Source organism: Hydrogenoanaerobacterium saccharovorans, from assembly GCF_003814745.1.
Classification (GTDB): domain Bacteria; phylum Bacillota; class Clostridia; order Oscillospirales; family Ruminococcaceae; genus Hydrogenoanaerobacterium; species Hydrogenoanaerobacterium saccharovorans.
Genome location: NZ_RKRD01000001.1, coordinates 327,616 through 344,551, shown reverse-complemented (window position 1 = coordinate 344,551; position 16,936 = coordinate 327,616). Strand labels below are relative to the sequence as shown.

The following is a 16,936-nucleotide window of genomic DNA, read 5'->3' as shown; positions in this document are numbered from 1 at the left end:
TGCCCTTTTTGTTGTACCTATTTAAAAATTTATACCTCTGCTTTGATATGATGTTTTTCTACAAAGCCTGTGAGTATGAGGGTAAGCGCACCGTCACCAGTAACGTTGCAGGCAGTACCAAAACTATCTTGCAGTGCAAAGATGGTGAGCATCAGCGCAAGTCCGGCTTCATCAAATAGAAGTACACTGCTAATTAGCCCCAACGAAGCCATAACTGTCCCACCGGGAACGCCCGGAGCACCAATGGCAAAAATACCAAGCAAAATAATAAAGATAATCATTGAGCTGACACTTGGAAGCTTACCGTACAATATTTGTGATACTGTCATAACAAAAAATGTCTCGGTGAGCACCGAACCGCAAAGATGGATATTTGCAAATAGCGGGACACCGAAATCGATGATATCGGAGCGCAATGCATCGGATTTACGGGCGCTTGTAAGCGCTACCGGCAGGGTTGCAGCCGATGACATCGTACCTACCGCGGTAAGGTATGCCGGGCCATAGTGTTTAAATACGCGTGCAGGGTTTTTGCCGGAGTAAGCACCCGCAACACCGTACAGCAAAGCCATCCAAATAAAATGCCCTACAATCACAATCAAAATTACGCTGATAAACACAGGCACTTGTTTGGTAATGGAACCCTCATACGCAAGGGTTGCAAACGTGGTGCCGATGAACAACGGCAAAATAGGAATCACGATTTTGGATACAATTGTAAGCACAATATTCTGGAACTGATCCAACAGTTTTTCAAACAGATCAGATTTCGTCCAAGCAGTGGCGAGGCCAATTACGATAGAGAACATCAGTGCACTCATAACCGACATAACAGGCGGAATTTGTAAATCAAAAATTAATTTTGGTAGTTCGCGTAAACCATCTGCCGCCGGTTGAATGGTGAGGTGGGGAATTATCGTATAACCAGCGATGGTTGACAATGTTGCCGCACCTACCGACGATACATAAGCCAGCACTATGGCAAGTGTCAGCAGCTTGGATGCATTACTTTTCAGCTTAGCAATGGATGGTGCGATAAACCCGATGATGATGAGGGGGACGATAAAAAAGATGATTTGGCCAAACAACGATTTTACCGTAACAATGATGTTCATAAGCCATACGGGGCTATAAAGCCCTATAACTGCACCTAAGAACACGCCTACGAGCAACTTAAAGATCAAGCTGTTGAGTACCTTTTTCATTGATGAATCCTCCTGTTGTTTTTAGATAATCTCCAGTATCATATGTAGGAATAAAAGCCCTACTGCAAACAAAATAATGGGGCGTATAAACTTTTCGCCCTTTTTGACCGCAAGGCGTGCGCCAAGGTAGTTGCCCCCGATAGCACAAATTGCAGCAGGAATGCCTACCGCATAAATCACCTTAGCATTGATGATGTATGCTGTGAGTGCCGCCAAGTTGGATGCGAGATTGACTACACGCGCATTGCCCGATGCATTGAGCAAAGAAAAGCCAAGCACACCGGTAAAAGCAAGTGTTAAAAAAGTGCCTGTGCCCGGCCCAAAAAAACCGTCATAAGCACCAATTACTAAGCCAATTGCGGCTGCAACAAGGTAAAGTTTGGTGCCCTTAAGCCGAGGTTCGGGTTTTGCTGCGCCGAAGTTGCGGTTAAACAGTAAAAATACTGCTACTATCGGCAATATTACCAGAAGACTATACTTTAAGTAAATTTCATCAAGATACACTACAAGCTGTGCACCGCACCACGAGCCTATTAGCGCACCTACTACCGAACACGCTGCTGATTTATACTCAATACAACCGCTGCGGGCATACTTTACCGTTGCAATAAGCGAACCGAAACTGGAGCCAAACTTGTTGGTTCCGTACGCCAAATGCACCGGCAGCCCCGCAAACAAGTAGGCAGGCAGTGTAATAATGCCCCCGCCCCCTGCAATTGAGTCAACTATACCCGCCACAAAAACCAACGGGCACACAATCAGCAGCGTTAATCCATAGGTTTCCAAAGGAATCCCCTCCTAATTACAGATAAACGCATGATAACATATTATAGGATAAATTTCGACACCCGAACTTGTGGATATACCTGTTCAAGCTCCTGCTTACGAGGTGGATTGGTGCCGTCTATCATCACCGATGCCGTACCAAAACTTGCTGCGACGCGCACACACTCATCAATTGCTTTGCCTTTATGATAGGAAAGCAAAAAACCCGCGAGGGTACTGTCTCCCGCACCCACTGTGGATTTTACATGTACCTGCGGTACCTCTGCGCGAAGGAGTTGGTAATCCGAACCTTCTCCCCCAGAGTAAAGCACACCGTCGCCGCCCATGCTAAGTAAAATATGCTGCACCCCTTCGCGGTGAAACCTTGCAAAGGCAGCAGCCAATTTTTCGTGAGTATCCAAAGTTTCGCCTGTCATCAGTTCCAACTCCTCAAGGTTGGGTTTGATAATCCACGGGCGAATGGCACAGATATCGCATTCTTTTACCGAGCTGGTATCCACAGCCAAAACCGCACCTTTGCTCTCGATGAAAGCACACAAATCAATAAACTCGGCTTCACTCAGCCCAATGGGGTTTTTGCCTGCAACTACCGCCAGTGTCCCCGGGGTAATCATCTTTGCCAAGTGTGCCTTAATCTCGTCGATTTGGGCTTTACTTACCGTAAAGCCGGGGCGAGCCAATCGAATCATCTTGTCATCGGGCAGTACCAAGCTGATATTTTCACGGATTTCGCCCGATAAAAATACAGCATCATAATCAATAGCATCTGAGTCAAGACGGCTAAAATATTTACGGCGATTGTTTTCTCCTGCTAAAATCAGCGTTTTACAGGGGCAGTCAAAAGCTTTGAGCACCCGCGCCACATTTACGGCTTTACCCGCAGCTTCGCACTGCTCGCCCAGCACCTGATTGTACTCCCGCTCCAGCCCATCAATCCAAAGGGTGGTATCTAAAGCGGGGTTCAATGACAGTGCTATAAAACGTTCTATTCTCATCAAACCTAGCCTCATTTTCTGTCATATTCTATTTCCATTTTCTATTATATGGGTTTTGTTTACCGATATCAACCAAATAATGCAAAAAGAGGGCAGAATTTCATCTACCCTCTTTTTTAATCATATATTTTATTATTTCAAGTCCAAATCCAACGGCTCTAAATTGCCGTTTTCGTAGCGCTTGTTCAGCTTAACAACCAATCCGGATAGTGCCAAAACACCAATCAGGTTTGGTATTACCATCAGTGCATTAAACATGTCGGACATGCTCCACACCAAATCCACTTTCATCAGCGAGCCCAAGATGACAAATACTACCACAAGCAAAGAGTAGAATTTGACTGCTTTTTTACCAAACAGATATTTTACATTCACTTCGCCGAAGAAGTACCAGCCAATGATGGTTGAAAATGCGAAAAACAGCATACAAATAGCAATAAAAATATTGCCCGCACTGCCAAACACCGAGTTAAATGCGTTTTGAGCCAACGCTGAACCGGTTTTGCCCGATGAGAGGGCACCGGTTGTGATGATAACCAATGCAGTCATCGTAAGCACAATAAAAGTATCGATAAACACACCAATCATAGCAACAACGCCCTGCTCACAGGGGTGCTTTACCTTTGCCATTGCATGTGCATGCGGTGTAGAGCCCATACCCGCCTCGTTTGAGAACAAGCCGCGCGCTACCCCTAAGCTGAGAGCCTTTTGCACGGTAGCGCCTACCACGCCGCCTGCCATAGCCTGCGGATTAAACGCCAGTACAAATATTTGTACAAATGCATTGCCCACATTCCGCCAATTAAAAATAAGTACAATCAGTGAACCGAGTACATACAAAACCGCCATAATCGGTACAATTTTTTCGGTAACCGATGCAATACGCTTTGCACCACCGATAAAAATAAACGCCGCTACTGCCGCAACAAAAATACCGACAATCAGTGGGTTCACACCAAATGCCGTTTTAAAGGCATCTCCAATGGAGTTTGACTGCACCATATTGCCCATAAAACCAAGCGCAAGGATAATGGCGACCGAGAAAAAGCCTGCCAAAAATGTACCAAACTTGCCTTTAAACTTTGCCTTTATGTAGTAGACAGGGCCGCCTGTGATTTCGCCGTCCACACGGGTTTTAAACTGCTGTGCCAATGTTGCTTCTGAATAAATGGTTGCCATACCAAAGAATGCAGAAAGCCACATCCATAAAATTGCACCCGGCCCGCCGGATGCAATTGCGGTTGCCGCGCCTGCGATATTGCCCGTGCCCACCTGTGCCGCAACTGCAGTTGCCAACGATTGGAACGAGCTCATACCGTCTTCATTCGCTTTATCGCCGCGCAGCTTAATGTTGCCAAAAACGGCTTTCATGCCTTCTTTAAATTTTCTTACCTGCACAAATCGCAGGCGTACAGTAAAATAGATACCGGTGCCACAAAGCAGAAATAGCAGTGCGAAATCCCACAAAAAGCCGTTCACCACTTTGACAATGTTTGAAATTACCTCCAACCAAAACACTCCTTAAAAAAAGTGCCGACGACCTTTGACCTCGCACGGCGTACAACTGTTTCTGTACCGTGATATTATAGCAAAAAAATGACGGTTACACAAGGTGCTTCCGTCATTTTCTTCAAATTGATTTGCCTTGTTTTGTTTATTCTTGATGGCTTTGCAACACCTGCTGTGCCAATAAACGCAGGTCATCAAAGGTGCAAAGCGTACCCGCCTGCCTACGAAAGCCCGCTGCACCATGCACCCCGGTGAGGTACCATGCTGCATGTTTTCGTGCCTCGCGCATGGCAACACGCTCGGTTTTATACTCGCATGCAAGGCGAATATGCTCCAACATAACCTCTACTTTTTCTTCAAGTGTCGGCGGTGGGAGGACAGTTCCGTCTTTAAAATAAGCATCAATTTGCCGAAACACCCACGGGTTGCCCAGTGCGCCCCTGCCAATCATAATCAGGTCGGCACCCGTTCTCTCATACATTTCCACTGCGCTTTGTATGTCCACCACATCGCCGTTGGCTATTACGGGTATAGAAGTTACCGCGCGTTTTACCTGCGCAATCATATCGATATCAACCGGCGGTGCATACATTTGCTCGCGTGTACGCCCATGCACAGTAATGGCGGCGGCACCGTTTTGCTCGGCAATTTTGCCGAACTCTACCGCATTTACGCTGTCATCATTCCACCCCTTGCGAAATTTTACGGTCACAGGCACATCCACTGCATTTACTACTGCCTTGGTAATTTCACCCGCAAGTTTTGGGGTTTTCATCAATGCACTTCCGCCCCCATTGCCCGCTATTTTGGGTGCAGGGCAGCCCATGTTAATGTCGATAATATCGGGGTTGTAGCTCATAGCAAGCTCTGCCGCCTGCGCCATCGTAAGCGGGTCATCCCCGAACAGCTGTACCCCTATGGGGCGCTCGGCATCGGACACAACAAGCAATTCCGCTGACTTTTTACTCTGAAACGTCAGCCCCTTGCTGCTTACCATTTCGCCTACCACATAGCACGCGCCAAATCGCTTGCATATTTCACGAAATGCACGGTCTGCCGTGCCCGCCATTGGCGCGAGAGCGGCGGTTCGGTTGATTTCTACATTGCCTATTTTGATTGTTTGGTTCATTCTATTGTTCCTTTATTCGTTTAGTAAATCTTAATTTTCGAGAGCATACAGTGCCGCACTTTTTGCATGGATTTCTGTTGTATCAAACAACGGAGTGGGCGTGTCGCCGTTTTGAATGAGCATCCCAATTTCGGTACAGCCGAGAATAACTCCTTGTGCGCCTTGCTCTGCCAGTTTGTCCACGATTTTGAGAAAACCCGTTTTTGATTCTTTTGAGATGATGCCCACACAGAGCTGATGGTAAATTGTATCGTTGATAAATTCTCTGTCATGGTCATCCGGTATCAGTACATCGATATGCTGTACCACCAACTTGCTTTTATAAAACTCCTGTTCCATTGTATATTTTGTGCCCAACAGTGCCACACGGGTGATGCCGCTTTTTATAAGCTCGCGTGCAGTCACTTCGGCTATATGCAAAAGAGGGATGGACACACTGCTTTGTATTTTATCGGCAACCTTGTGCATCGTGTTGGTGCAAATCACAATGAAATCAGCTCCTGCTTTTTCAAGGCTTTGTGCCGCCTGCATTAAAATGTGCGCGCTTTTCTCCCAATTTCCGCTTGCTTGGCATTGTTCAATTTCATCAAAATCTACACTGAATAAAATGCATTTTGCCGAATGCAGCCCGCCAAGCTGCTCTTTTATGGTACGATTGATGATTTGGTAATATCCAACCGTGCTTTCCCAACTCATTCCACCAATTAAGCCAATTGTTTTCATGCTTTCTCCTTTACATCATTGATTCTATTTGTTTTCATTTTAGCAAATCAAAAACAAAATCACAATGTTTTGTGGTATACTTATTGTGGAATAATTTTTGAAATAATATAATCGTACAATAAGAAAATAAAAAGAGGGATATACAATGAAAATGCTTGCAGTCGATGGAAACTCGATTTTGAACCGAGCCTTTTACGGCATAAAACTGCTCTCCACCAAAGACGGTACTTATACCAATGCCATTTTTGGCTTTTTAAACATTTTACTGAAAATCACTTCGGATGTTGAGCCTGATTCTGTTGCCATTGCGTTTGACATGAGAGCGCCGACGTTTCGCCACAAGCGCTACGACAACTACAAGGCACAACGCAAGGGCATGCCCGAAGAACTTGCCCAGCAAATGCCTATTTTAAAAGAACTGCTGGGTTACCTCGGCTACACATTGGTGCAGTGTGAAGGGTACGAAGCAGACGATATTTTGGGTACACTCGCCGCTGCCTGCACCAAAAATAAAAATGAATGCGTCATTGCAACAGGGGATAAAGACAGCCTGCAGCTGATTGGCGATTATGTCACCGTGCGCCTTGCCACCACAAAGATGGGGCAGGCAGATTCCACCTTGTACGATACCGAAACGTTCCGCGAACGCTACGGCATCGAACCCATTCAACTCATCGACCTAAAAGCAATTATGGGCGACAGCTCGGATAACATCCCGGGCGTAAAGGGCATTGGTGAAAAAGGTGCAACTCAGCTTATTTCGCAGTACGGCTCAGTGGAAAAAATCTATGAACAGATTGACACCATTGATGTAAAGCCTGCTATGCGGCAAAAACTGATTGCCGACCGCGAGATGGCGTTTCTCTCAAAAGAGCTTGCAACGATTTATTGCGAAGTGCCGGTCTGCACCGACTTTGACTGCTATAAGCGCGGTGAAACTCAACATGCCGAGGCGGCACGCCTGCTTGCAAAACTAGAAATGTACAAGATGATAGAACGTCTCAACATTAATGCAGACGGTGCTGCGACTGTTTCTGAAAACGGACTGCCTGCAGCTCCCGCGCCCATGCTGGTTGTTACCGAGCTGGAGGAAATGCTGCGTACACTGGACGATGCACAGGATGCGGTTATCGACTTGATTTGTCGATGGGAGGGCGATACCTTTTTACGCTGTGCAGTTGTATACGATAAAAAAGTTGCATTTACCGAAAGCCGTACTATTTTCAACCGTTTCTTGAAAGGGCAGTGGAAAATTCGCACTGAAAACGCAAAAGAACTACATCGTTACTCGTTTATCAATCGGGTACCAATACAAAACATCGCTTTTGATACTTTGATTGCCGGATATCTGCTCAACCCCAATTCCACCAACTATACCCTGCCCGCGTTGGCTGCAAACAACAATGCACAAAGCTTTGAGCTGAAAGGCGAAATCCCCGAAGCCTTTGATGAAATGGCAGCTGACTGTGCAGTGTTTACTTCGCTTTGCGACAAACTGGCAGAAGAAATCAGCGCAAATGGGCAGGAAGATCTGCTTTATAACATCGAACTTCCGCTTGCAAAGGTACTTGCCTCTATGGAGGTAATCGGTTTTGCCATTGACAAAGAGGCGCTTACCTTATTCGGTAAAGAACTGGATGTGGACATTGAGCGGTATCAAAAGCAAATCTACGAGCATGCAGGCAAAGAGTTTAATATCAATTCGCCGTCACAGCTTGGGGACGTTCTTTTTGTAGACTTGGAACTCCCTGCCAAGAAAAAAACAAAAACCGGTTACTCTACCAATGCCGATGTGCTTGATTCCCTGCGTGGCAAGCACCCGATTATCGAAAATATTTTGGAATACCGCAAACTGACTAAACTGAAATCCACTTATGTAGACGGTCTATTGAAGGTAGTGCACGAAGACGGGCGCATTCACAGCAGTTTTCAGCAAACCGAAACGCGCACAGGTCGCATCAGCTCTACCGAGCCAAATCTGCAAAATATCCCTGTACGCACCGAAATCGGCAGCAATTTGCGCAAATTTTTTGGTGCTAAAACCGGATGCAAATTGGTGGATGCGGACTACTCCCAAATCGAACTGCGTGTTTTGGCGCACATTTCGGGAGACCAAAATATGTCTGAGGCGTTTCGCACGGGTGAAGATATTCATACGCAAACCGCGTCGCAGGTATTTGACCTGCCCCCCCTGTTTGTTACCCCCACCATGCGTTCGCGCGCAAAAGCGGTCAACTTTGGTATTGTCTACGGCATCTCGGCATTTTCGCTTTCGCAGGATATCGGAGTTAGCGTTTCAGAAGCAGACCAATACATCAAGGGCTACCTGAAAACCTATTCGGGAGTTAAAATGTATATGGAAGACACGGTTGCTTTTGGCAAAGAGCACGGCTACGTTGCCACCATGTGGGGCCGCCGCCGTTACCTGCCCGAACTAGCAAGCAGCAACCACAACCTGCGCAGCTTTGGCGAGCGCGTTGCTATGAACACCCCCATTCAAGGTTCGGCAGCAGACATCATCAAAATTGCTATGGTACGCGTTTATCATCGTTTAGAGGCAGAGGGCTTGCAGGCAAGGTTGATTTTACAGGTGCACGATGAATTGATTGTAGAAGCACCTGTTGATGAAGCGGAAAAAGTACAGCAGATTGTAAAAGAGGAAATGGAGCACGCAGCCAGCTTGAATGTTCCGCTTATTGCTGATGCCAAAGTAGGTACAACATGGTTTGATGCTCACTAGCAACTACCCGAAACATCACAAAAAAGTGAACTAGAAAGAGGTACTGCATGAATCTTAGGGCACTTCATCACGTTGCCATCATCGTATCGGACTATGAAAAATCGAAGCATTTTTATGTTGATTTGCTTGGGTTTAAAATCTTGCGCGAAAATTACCGCAAGCACCGTAGCGATTATAAGCTGGATTTAAAATTCGGAGACAGCGAGCTTGAGATATTCTGCATACCAAACAGCCCTGCCCGTGTCACCCAACCGGAGGCATGTGGGTTAAGGCATTTGGCGTTTGCGGTGGATTGCATTGAGGACGTAATCTTAGAGCTGAATGAAAAAGGCATTGAAACCGAGCCTGTGCGCATTGACGAATTTACAGGCAAAAAAATGACTTTCTTCCGCGACCCCGATGGTTTGCCGCTAGAACTGCATGAATAGCAATTTATAAAAAAGGATGGTGCACCACGATGGCACAAGATTTTCAAATTTCAATTTCTCCCCAAATGGCAATAAGCGAACTGATTGATACAATTGGACGAAAAAGCTTTACCGGTGAACTGATTGACTACTACACAATTTCGTGTGCCAACGATGCTGAGGTGATTGTAGCTGTTTTTGAAAAACTCTTTTTTCGTGCAGGCAACCGCGTAACACTCACTGTTACCATCCATAACATCGATGGGGTTACCCATGTTCATTCGGTTGGCGGAGGCGGAGGAGATTGTCTTTTTCGTTTTGACTGGGGTGCCGCAGACAGCTTTTCTGAAATGCCTTACAACGCTCTTTCACGCTATCTCATTAAATAACACAACTGAGGAGATTATAAATTACGACATTATTTTAATGGACGCGGATGACACTCTTTTTGATTTTGAAAAAGCAGAAGAGTTCGCCTTTCGCCGCGCGATGCAAGAATTCCTCTTGCCTTACAGTGAAGATCACCGATTGCTTTACCGCAAAATCAACCAAAGCCTTTGGGAAGCACTGGAGAGAGGCGAAACTACGCAGAACGACTTAAAAGTCGACCGTTTTCGCCAACTATTTGAACAACTAGGGTACATGGTAGATTGCCAAGATTTCAATCACCATTTTTTAAACGCTTTAAGCGACGGCTATTTTACCTTTTACGGAGCAGCAGAACTTTGCAAAACACTGTATGAAAAAGGCTGCAAACTTTACATTGCAACCAACGGCATTGGTACAACACAGCGCAAACGCCTGGCATATTCCGACATCTGCAGTTACATAGCAGACATCTTTATTTCAGAAGAACTGGGGTATCACAAACCGCGGGGCGAATTTTTTGATGCATTGTTTGAAAAGTTGGATATCACCGACCGCAGCCGTGCTATTTTATTGGGCGATTCGCTCACTTCGGATATGCAAGGAGGGAAAAATGCGGGTATAAAAACTTGCTGGTATAACCCTAAGTATAAACCTTGCTCTAGTCAAGAACTTTGCGACAATGAAATCCACAACCTTACCGAATTTATTCCGATTATAACAGGATGATTTACTTGCATTAAACACAATTTTATAATATAGTAATTTTTGAATACGTTTTTGTGCAGACTCCATTTCTATGTTGCATGCCCATCAGGGCATCTGTGCAAACGCGTTATTTTAGCGAACACACTTAACACCATTTTTTAAGCAATCGTATAAAAAAGGAGATAGATCAGTGGACATAGAAGGGCGAAGTATTACCATTACATCGATGAAACCAGAGCACATAGAACGCCTTGCAGAGATTGAAACCGAGTGTTTCAGTACACCTTGGAGTTATGAATCGCTTGCGGCAGAGCTGAGCAACCCGCTTGCTGTTTTTCTTGTAGCAGAATACGAGGGCAACCTTGCAGGTTATGTAGGTATGACTCAAGTGATTGACGAGGGTTATATGGCAAACCTTGCCGTAACACCAAAATACCGCCGGCACGGTGTTGCACATGCCTTGCTTGAAGAATTAATGCAGCATGCAAGAGAGCAAGAACTCAGCTTTATCACCCTAGAGGTGCGTAAATCCAACGAAGCAGCACGTCACCTGTACGAAAGCTTTGAATTTGAGGTTGCAGGCGAACGCAAGCAGTTTTACGTCAATCCGGTTGAAGATGCCCTCATTATGACACGTACATTCAAATAGAATAGGAAGTATCAGTTTGAAAATATTAGCAATCGAATCCTCCTGCGACGAAACAGCAACCGCCATAGTCGAGGATGGACGCGAGGTGCTCGCCTCTGTAATCAATTCTCAGGTGGCTGAGCACCAAAAATACGGCGGTGTTGTGCCCGAAATTGCCTCGCGCCGACATGCTGAAAATATAGTGGAAATCACCGAAAAAGTATTAGCCGACGCCAACATGTCCCTCAGCGAAGTAGACGCTATTGCAGTTACTTACGCACCGGGGCTGATTGGCGCGCTTTTGGTTGGGGTGAATTTTGCAAAAGGTCTGTCACTTGCAAGCGGCAAACCTCTTATTCCCGTACATCATATCCGCGGGCACATTGCGGCAAATTATATTACTCATCCCGATTTAAAACCGCCTTTTCTTTGCCTTGTCGTATCGGGGGGGCATAGCCATATCATTGAGGTAAAAGATTATACCGAATTTAAAACCATTGGCAAAACACGCGATGATGCGGCAGGCGAGGCATTTGACAAAGCTGCCCGTTCTATGGGCTTTTGCTACCCCGGCGGCATTTATATTGACAAAGCCGCACAGCTGGGCAACCCCAAAGCATACAAGCTTCCCATCCCGCATGTGGACGGCAGCCCATACGATTTCAGCTTTTCGGGGCTGAAAACCGCTGTGATTAACCTCGTGCATAATACAACCCAAAAGGGCGAGACTATCGATAACAATGACCTTGCGGCATCATTTCAGCATACTGTATGCAAAATTCTTACGGACAAGCTGATGCTCGCGGCAGAGCATTCCGGCTACAAAAATATAGTAGTTGCAGGCGGTGTATCGGCAAACAGCGGTTTGCGTGCATCACTGCAAGCCGCATGCAAAAGCCACGGCTATCGGCTGTATCTCCCTGCTCTGTCATTATGCGGTGATAATGCGGCAATGATTGGTGCTCAGGCGTATTACGAGTACCTCTGCGGTAATGTTGCCGATTTATCTTTAAACGGTTGTGCTTCTGTACCCATTGGTGATGCAGCACCGTGCTTACACAAAAAAGTTGATTAAACTATAGCAGCACTAAAATTTCATTTCATTGGGAGGACATCTTATGAGTAAAAACTTTGTCTGTGTTTTATCTGCAATGTTTCTGTTTCTTGGTATTATTATCGGTTTTCTGTTAGCTCCTGCAAAAAAAGGTGTTTACTGCGGTAACCACAACGGCAACCACTACATCACCCCGCCCAATGAGCCGGATTGGGATGATCTTGAAAATGATGAGGATGATTTACCATTTTAATTGAAAATTTTTTGTTACTTTTTTAACAAAATGTGAACTTTTGGCTTTTTCCAATTGAAATTTGTATTTTTAAAAGGTATAATGTATTTGTGGAAAATTTGGTTTAACCGACTTAAGTCGGCTGAAAGGAGATAAAATTATGGCACTAACCAAAAACAAAAATGTGCTCACTTGGGTAGACGACATGGTCGCCCTGTGCAAACCTGACCAAGTCGTCTGGATTGACGGCAGCGAAGAACAGCTTGCTTCTTTAAGAAAAGAGGCTATTGCTACCGGCGAAATGGAAGAGCTCAACCAAGAAAAGCTCCCAGGCTGTTTGCTGCACAGAACATTGCAGAACGACGTTGCCCGTGTAGAATCCCGCACTTTTATCTGCTCAAGAAAAGAAGAAGATGCAGGCCCAACCAACAACTGGTGCGACCCCAAAGAAATGTACGCAAAACTAACCCCAATGTATGATGGCGTTATGAAAGGCCGTACAATGTACGTTATCCCTTACTCCATGGGTCCTATCGGCTCAGCCCTTGCGAAAGTAGGCGTAGAGCTCACCGACTCTATCTATGTTGTTTTGAACATGGATATTATGACCCGTATGGGCAAGGCTGCTTTCGAAAATCTTGGTGAGACCTCCAACGATTTCGTTCGCGGACTGCACTCCAAAGCAAATGTCGACCCTGAGAACCGTTATATTGTTCACTTCCCAGAGGATAACACCATTTGGTCTATCAACTCGGCTTACGGCGGCAACGTTTTGCTCGGCAAAAAATGCTTTGCACTGCGTATTGCTTCTTATCAGGGCAAAAACGAGGGCTGGATGGCTGAGCATATGCTTATTCTCGGCATTGAAAATCCTCAGGGCGAGGTTACTTATATTACTGCTGCATTCCCATCTGCTTGCGGTAAAACCAACCTTGCTATGCTCATTCCTCCCGAGATCTATGAGAAACAAGGCTACAAAGTTTGGACAGTGGGCGATGACATCGCATGGCTGAAACCCGGTAAAGACGGTAGACTTTACGCTATCAACCCCGAGAATGGTTTCTTCGGTGTTGCACCGGGCACCAATACAAAGTCCAACCACAACGCACTGGAATCCACTAAGAAAAACACCATTTTCACCAACGTCGCTCACAACCTGGAAGACAACACTGTTTGGTGGGAGGGTCTTGATAAGAATCCGCCGGAGAATGCAATCGACTGGTTGGGCAAACCTTGGAACGGCAAAACCTCTACCGAAAAAGGTGCTCATCCCAACTCTCGTTTTACTGCTCCTGCAAAAAACTGCCCTTGCATCAGCAAAGAATTTGACAACCCCGAGGGTGTGCCAATCTCTGCAATGATCTTCGGTGGCCGCCGCGCTAAAACAGCTCCGCTGGTTTACCAGTCCCGCAGCTGGGAGCATGGTGTGTTCGTAGGTTCCACTATGGCTTCTGAAACAACTGCTGCTGCAACCGGTGCAGTTGGTGTTGTTCGCCGCGACCCAATGGCTATGCTGCCGTTCTGCGGTTACCATATGGGCGACTACTTTGCACATTGGCTGGAAATGGGCGAAAAACTCGGCGACAAGGCTCCTAAAATCTTTAATGTTAACTGGTTCAGAACCGACGATGAGGGGCACTTCATTTGGCCGGGCTTTGGCGATAACATGAGAGTTCTGATGTGGATTGTTGACCGCTGCAACGGTAAAGCCAACGCAGTTGAAACACCAATCGGTTACGAGCCCAAACCGGAAGATATCAACATTAAAGGCTTGGATATTGACCTTGATACGGTTAAAGATTTGTTGAATGTTGACATTGACCTCTGGAAAGAAGAAGCAAAAGGCATCCATGAGTTCTACGCAAAATTCGGCGACAAATTGCCGAAACCACTTGAAAAAGAGCTTGCTACTCTGGAAGCAAACCTTAATAAATAGTTTTTATGTAATTTACTGCAATACCCCCCGATCGAATTTAATTCGGGGGGTATTTTTGTGTTACTTTGTAACAAGTACTAATATCCCAAACTCCCGATTGTGCAATTAGTCACTTTTTACATTTTTATTTAAAAAGTGTTGCAAATTTATAGTGTTTTATGCTAATATTTAATTGTACACAATCTGTTAATAGTAATACTTATGACCTGTCTATTGGATTGTACGGATTTATTTTCGCTGCAATTCCAGAATAAACATGAAACGGGAGGGTACTGTAATGTCAGGAAAAAATTTGAACGTTAAGGAGCGAGGCGGCTTGGAACATTATTTTCAGCTCAAAGAGCACGGAACCACTGTTAAAACAGAGATTGTAGCGGGCTTAACTACTTTCTTTACCATGGCGTATATTATCTTCGTTAACCCCAACATGCTGTCCATGGGCAATAGCCAAATTTTTAACGGCGTCTTCTTTGCTACATGTATTTCCGCTTTCATCGGTACAATTTTAATGGCTTTTCTTGCTAAAATACCATTTGCACAAGCATCCGGTATGGGGCTTAACGCATTTTTCGCGTTTACCGTTATGCCCGCTATGATTAAAGTTACAGGTAAAGAGCTCGACGTCATAGGGCAATACCAGTGCGCACTGGCACTCGTATTTATGTCTGGTTTGCTGTTTATATTTATAACCATTATTGGTGCACGTGAGGCAATTGTAAGAGCTATTCCTCAAAATGTCAAAATTGCCATCAGCGGCGGTATTGGTTTGTTCCTCGCGTATCTGGGGTTCCAAAGTGCTCACATCGTCGTACCCGACCCTGCTGTACAGGTTGGACTGATCAATTTTTCAGCATTGGGCGACCCTGAGATGCACTCCACCGTCATGGGCGCAATCCTTGCCATTCTCGGTGTGTTTATCATTGCTGCACTTTATAAACTCAAGGTAAAAGGGTCTATCCTCATTGGTATCATCATTACAGGCGTTCTTGCCTACTTCCCTTTTGGGGTAGCAACTATGCCCGAATCATTCTCGATTAACTTTGCAGCACAAGCAAAAGATTTTATGGATGTTTCTTTCTTAAAACTTGATTTTGGTACTTTGTTTGCAGGACAAAACCTGCTTTCTACCATAACAACTGTACTGGTACTTATCTTATCGTTCTCGATGGTAGATATGTTTGACACCATCGGAACATTGCTTGGCACAGCCGGCCAGGCAGGTTTATTGGATGAAAAGGGAAACATGCCCCGTATGAAACAGGCTCTGCTCTCCGATGCCATCGCAACAGCATCCGGCGCACTGCTTGGTACCTCAACCGTAACTACTTTTGTTGAATCTACATCGGGCATTGCAGAAGGCGGCAGAACAGGGCTTACCTCTGCAACAACTGCAGGCTGCTTCTTACTTGCATTGGTTGCTGCCCCGTTTGTAGGTCTTATCCCCGGCGTTGCCACCGCACCTGCACTGATTTTTGTAGGAGCATTGATGATAAGCGGGCTAAAGAATATGGATTTTGATGATATTTCTGAAGCAATCCCCGGTTTCTTAACCGTAGCTATGATGCCGCTGACCTACTCCATTGCAAACGGTATCGGCTTTGGTTTGATTTCGCACTGCGTAATTAAGTTGCTGAGCGGCAAAGTGAAAGAAACTTCTTGGATTACCTGGTTGCTTTCGTTCTTCTTTATTTTAAAATTCTTCCTTGCTGTATAATTACAACTAGAGCAAAAAGCGCACCCATCTTTTGATGGGTGCGCTTTTCCATTTAAAACTGCATTGTTACCACTTGTTTTGACGTATTGGTTTTTGCCATATCAATAATACGCTGGTTACGGCTGCCGCGAAATGTCAGTGTAAGGTCGCGTTCTGCAAGCACAAAGCGTCCATCAACCAAAATATCGGTATCGTCAAGCAGCTGCCCCACGGCAGCGTTGGTTTTAGCCATAGCAACAAGCTGCTCGTAGGTATAACCGGAGTAAGTCATCAAACTCAGCCCACGTTTTTTAACTTCCAGCGCCAACTCATGCAGTGCCTGCGGCTGGCAAAAGGGTTCCCCGCCTGAAAATGTAACCCCAGAAAGCAGCGGGTTTTTATCCAGTTGTGCTGTAATTTTGCCCAGCTCACAGTCGTAGCCCGCCTCAAAATCGTGCGATTGTGGGTTATGGCAGCCCTCACAGTGGTGCGGACAGCCTTGTGTAAAAACAACCAACCGTATTCCCGGTCCATCTACAATGGATTCCCGCACAATGCCTGCTATTCTTATCGTTGTATCCATCCAATTCCTCTTTTCCATGAAAAAGGACGGATAAACAATCCGTCCTTAGAGCAGCATTTTGGGCAAAACTAAATCTTTTCGGGCTCTAACCCATGCTTTACACGGTCGTGCTCTTCTGCACGTTTTGCATTATTAAAACGGTCTACCGTACCAACCAAATAACCTGTAATTCTGCGGATTCTCTCAAATCCGATCCCCTCGCCTACTGTCTGTGTGTTGCTGTTCATTATTCTGTCCTCCTC

The 16,936-nt window shown here is 45.6% G+C and carries 16 protein-coding genes and 1 pseudogene; 9 read left to right on the top strand and 8 right to left on the bottom strand.

Features of this window, described 5'->3' with window-relative positions; translation table 11 throughout:
• Positions 1–29: 29 nt before the first annotated feature.
• From EDD70_RS01590 to EDD70_RS01565, 6 genes are all read right to left on the bottom strand, one after another.
• Positions 30–1,205 carry a dicarboxylate/amino acid:cation symporter gene (locus EDD70_RS01590; RefSeq protein WP_092753667.1) on the bottom strand — a complete coding sequence of 392 codons (1,176 nt, stop codon included), beginning with the start codon at positions 1,203–1,205 and terminating at the stop codon, positions 30–32.
• A 21-nt stretch (positions 1,206–1,226) separates the two neighbouring features.
• A complete protein-coding gene (locus EDD70_RS01585) occupies positions 1,227–1,991 on the bottom strand; it encodes a TSUP family transporter (RefSeq protein WP_092753669.1) in 765 nt (254 codons plus the stop codon).
• Between the two features lie 41 nt (positions 1,992–2,032).
• Positions 2,033–2,986: a 1-phosphofructokinase family hexose kinase gene (locus EDD70_RS01580; protein ID WP_242943139.1), complete on the bottom strand. Its 954-nt coding sequence runs from the start codon at positions 2,984–2,986 to the stop codon at positions 2,033–2,035.
• 132 nt (positions 2,987–3,118) lie between these two features.
• Complete coding sequence (locus tag EDD70_RS01575; protein WP_092753673.1) at positions 3,119–4,495, bottom strand: alanine/glycine:cation symporter family protein; 1,377 nt, start codon at positions 4,493–4,495, stop codon at positions 3,119–3,121.
• 145 nt (positions 4,496–4,640) lie between these two features.
• Positions 4,641–5,624 carry a tRNA dihydrouridine synthase DusB gene (gene dusB, locus EDD70_RS01570; RefSeq protein WP_092753675.1) on the bottom strand — a complete coding sequence of 328 codons (984 nt, stop codon included), beginning with the start codon at positions 5,622–5,624 and terminating at the stop codon, positions 4,641–4,643.
• Between the two features lie 30 nt (positions 5,625–5,654).
• Positions 5,655–6,347, bottom strand: a complete 693-nt coding sequence (locus tag EDD70_RS01565; protein ID WP_092753677.1) for an aspartate/glutamate racemase family protein — start codon at positions 6,345–6,347, stop codon at positions 5,655–5,657.
• A gap of 145 nt (positions 6,348–6,492) precedes the next feature.
• On the opposite strand from EDD70_RS01565, the gene polA reads away from it, so the two are divergent.
• The 9 genes from polA to EDD70_RS01520 all read left to right on the top strand — a co-directional run bounded on the left by polA (position 6,493) and on the right by EDD70_RS01520 (position 16,132).
• Positions 6,493–9,087, top strand: a complete 2,595-nt coding sequence (gene polA, locus EDD70_RS01560; protein WP_092753679.1) for a DNA polymerase I — start codon at positions 6,493–6,495, stop codon at positions 9,085–9,087.
• Positions 9,088–9,134: 47 nt separating this feature from the next.
• Positions 9,135–9,515, top strand: a complete 381-nt coding sequence (gene gloA2, locus EDD70_RS01555; protein WP_092753681.1) for an SMU1112c/YaeR family gloxylase I-like metalloprotein — start codon at positions 9,135–9,137, stop codon at positions 9,513–9,515.
• Between the two features lie 29 nt (positions 9,516–9,544).
• A complete protein-coding gene (locus EDD70_RS01550) occupies positions 9,545–9,883 on the top strand; it encodes a DUF6054 family protein (RefSeq protein WP_092753683.1) in 339 nt (112 codons plus the stop codon).
• Positions 9,768–10,589: a YjjG family noncanonical pyrimidine nucleotidase gene (locus EDD70_RS01545; RefSeq protein ID WP_278320590.1), complete on the top strand. Its 822-nt coding sequence runs from the start codon at positions 9,768–9,770 to the stop codon at positions 10,587–10,589. Before EDD70_RS01550 ends, EDD70_RS01545 begins: the two co-directional genes overlap by 116 nt.
• Positions 10,590–10,758: 169 nt before the next feature.
• The gene (gene rimI / locus EDD70_RS01540; RefSeq protein ID WP_242943107.1) at positions 10,759–11,217 is read left to right on the top strand and encodes a ribosomal protein S18-alanine N-acetyltransferase; all 459 of its coding nucleotides are present in this window, start codon (positions 10,759–10,761) and stop codon (positions 11,215–11,217) included.
• A 16-nt stretch (positions 11,218–11,233) separates the two neighbouring features.
• Positions 11,234–12,271 carry a tRNA (adenosine(37)-N6)-threonylcarbamoyltransferase complex transferase subunit TsaD gene (gene tsaD, locus EDD70_RS01535; RefSeq protein ID WP_092753687.1) on the top strand — a complete coding sequence of 346 codons (1,038 nt, stop codon included), beginning with the start codon at positions 11,234–11,236 and terminating at the stop codon, positions 12,269–12,271.
• 43 nt (positions 12,272–12,314) lie between these two features.
• The gene (locus EDD70_RS01530; protein ID WP_092753689.1) at positions 12,315–12,503 is read left to right on the top strand and encodes a hypothetical protein; all 189 of its coding nucleotides are present in this window, start codon (positions 12,315–12,317) and stop codon (positions 12,501–12,503) included.
• Positions 12,504–12,642: 139 nt separating this feature from the next.
• The gene (locus tag EDD70_RS01525) at positions 12,643–14,418 is read left to right on the top strand and encodes a phosphoenolpyruvate carboxykinase (GTP) (RefSeq protein WP_092753691.1); all 1,776 of its coding nucleotides are present in this window, start codon (positions 12,643–12,645) and stop codon (positions 14,416–14,418) included.
• A gap of 277 nt (positions 14,419–14,695) precedes the next feature.
• Positions 14,696–16,132, top strand: a complete 1,437-nt coding sequence (locus EDD70_RS01520) for an NCS2 family permease (RefSeq protein ID WP_092753693.1) — start codon at positions 14,696–14,698, stop codon at positions 16,130–16,132.
• Positions 16,133–16,184: 52 nt separating this feature from the next.
• On the opposite strand, the gene nrdG is transcribed toward EDD70_RS01520, so the two are convergent.
• Entirely contained in the window at positions 16,185–16,694 is a 510-nt protein-coding gene (gene nrdG / locus EDD70_RS01515; RefSeq protein WP_092753695.1) for an anaerobic ribonucleoside-triphosphate reductase activating protein, read from the bottom strand.
• 68 nt (positions 16,695–16,762) lie between these two features.
• Positions 16,763–16,882 (bottom strand): annotated as a pseudogene (gene nrdD, locus EDD70_RS01510) (anaerobic ribonucleoside-triphosphate reductase); the annotation flags it as partial.
• Positions 16,883–16,936: the final 54 nt, after the last annotated feature.

Coding starts and splice junctions, on each gene's coding strand:
- gloA2 (WP_092753681.1), top strand. CDS start 9,135: ATGAATCTTAGGGCACTTCATCACGTTGCCATCATCGTATCGGACTAT.
- EDD70_RS01525 (WP_092753691.1), top strand. CDS start 12,643: ATGGCACTAACCAAAAACAAAAATGTGCTCACTTGGGTAGACGACATG.
- nrdG (WP_092753695.1), bottom strand. CDS start 16,694: ATGGATACAACGATAAGAATAGCAGGCATTGTGCGGGAATCCATTGTA.
- EDD70_RS01545 (WP_278320590.1), top strand. CDS start 9,768: ATGTTCATTCGGTTGGCGGAGGCGGAGGAGATTGTCTTTTTCGTTTTG.
- EDD70_RS01580 (WP_242943139.1), bottom strand. CDS start 2,986: ATGAGAATAGAACGTTTTATAGCACTGTCATTGAACCCCGCTTTAGAT.
- dusB (WP_092753675.1), bottom strand. CDS start 5,624: ATGAACCAAACAATCAAAATAGGCAATGTAGAAATCAACCGAACCGCC.
- EDD70_RS01590 (WP_092753667.1), bottom strand. CDS start 1,205: ATGAAAAAGGTACTCAACAGCTTGATCTTTAAGTTGCTCGTAGGCGTG.
- polA (WP_092753679.1), top strand. CDS start 6,493: ATGAAAATGCTTGCAGTCGATGGAAACTCGATTTTGAACCGAGCCTTT.
- EDD70_RS01530 (WP_092753689.1), top strand. CDS start 12,315: ATGAGTAAAAACTTTGTCTGTGTTTTATCTGCAATGTTTCTGTTTCTT.
- EDD70_RS01520 (WP_092753693.1), top strand. CDS start 14,696: ATGTCAGGAAAAAATTTGAACGTTAAGGAGCGAGGCGGCTTGGAACAT.
- EDD70_RS01550 (WP_092753683.1), top strand. CDS start 9,545: ATGGCACAAGATTTTCAAATTTCAATTTCTCCCCAAATGGCAATAAGC.
- EDD70_RS01565 (WP_092753677.1), bottom strand. CDS start 6,347: ATGAAAACAATTGGCTTAATTGGTGGAATGAGTTGGGAAAGCACGGTT.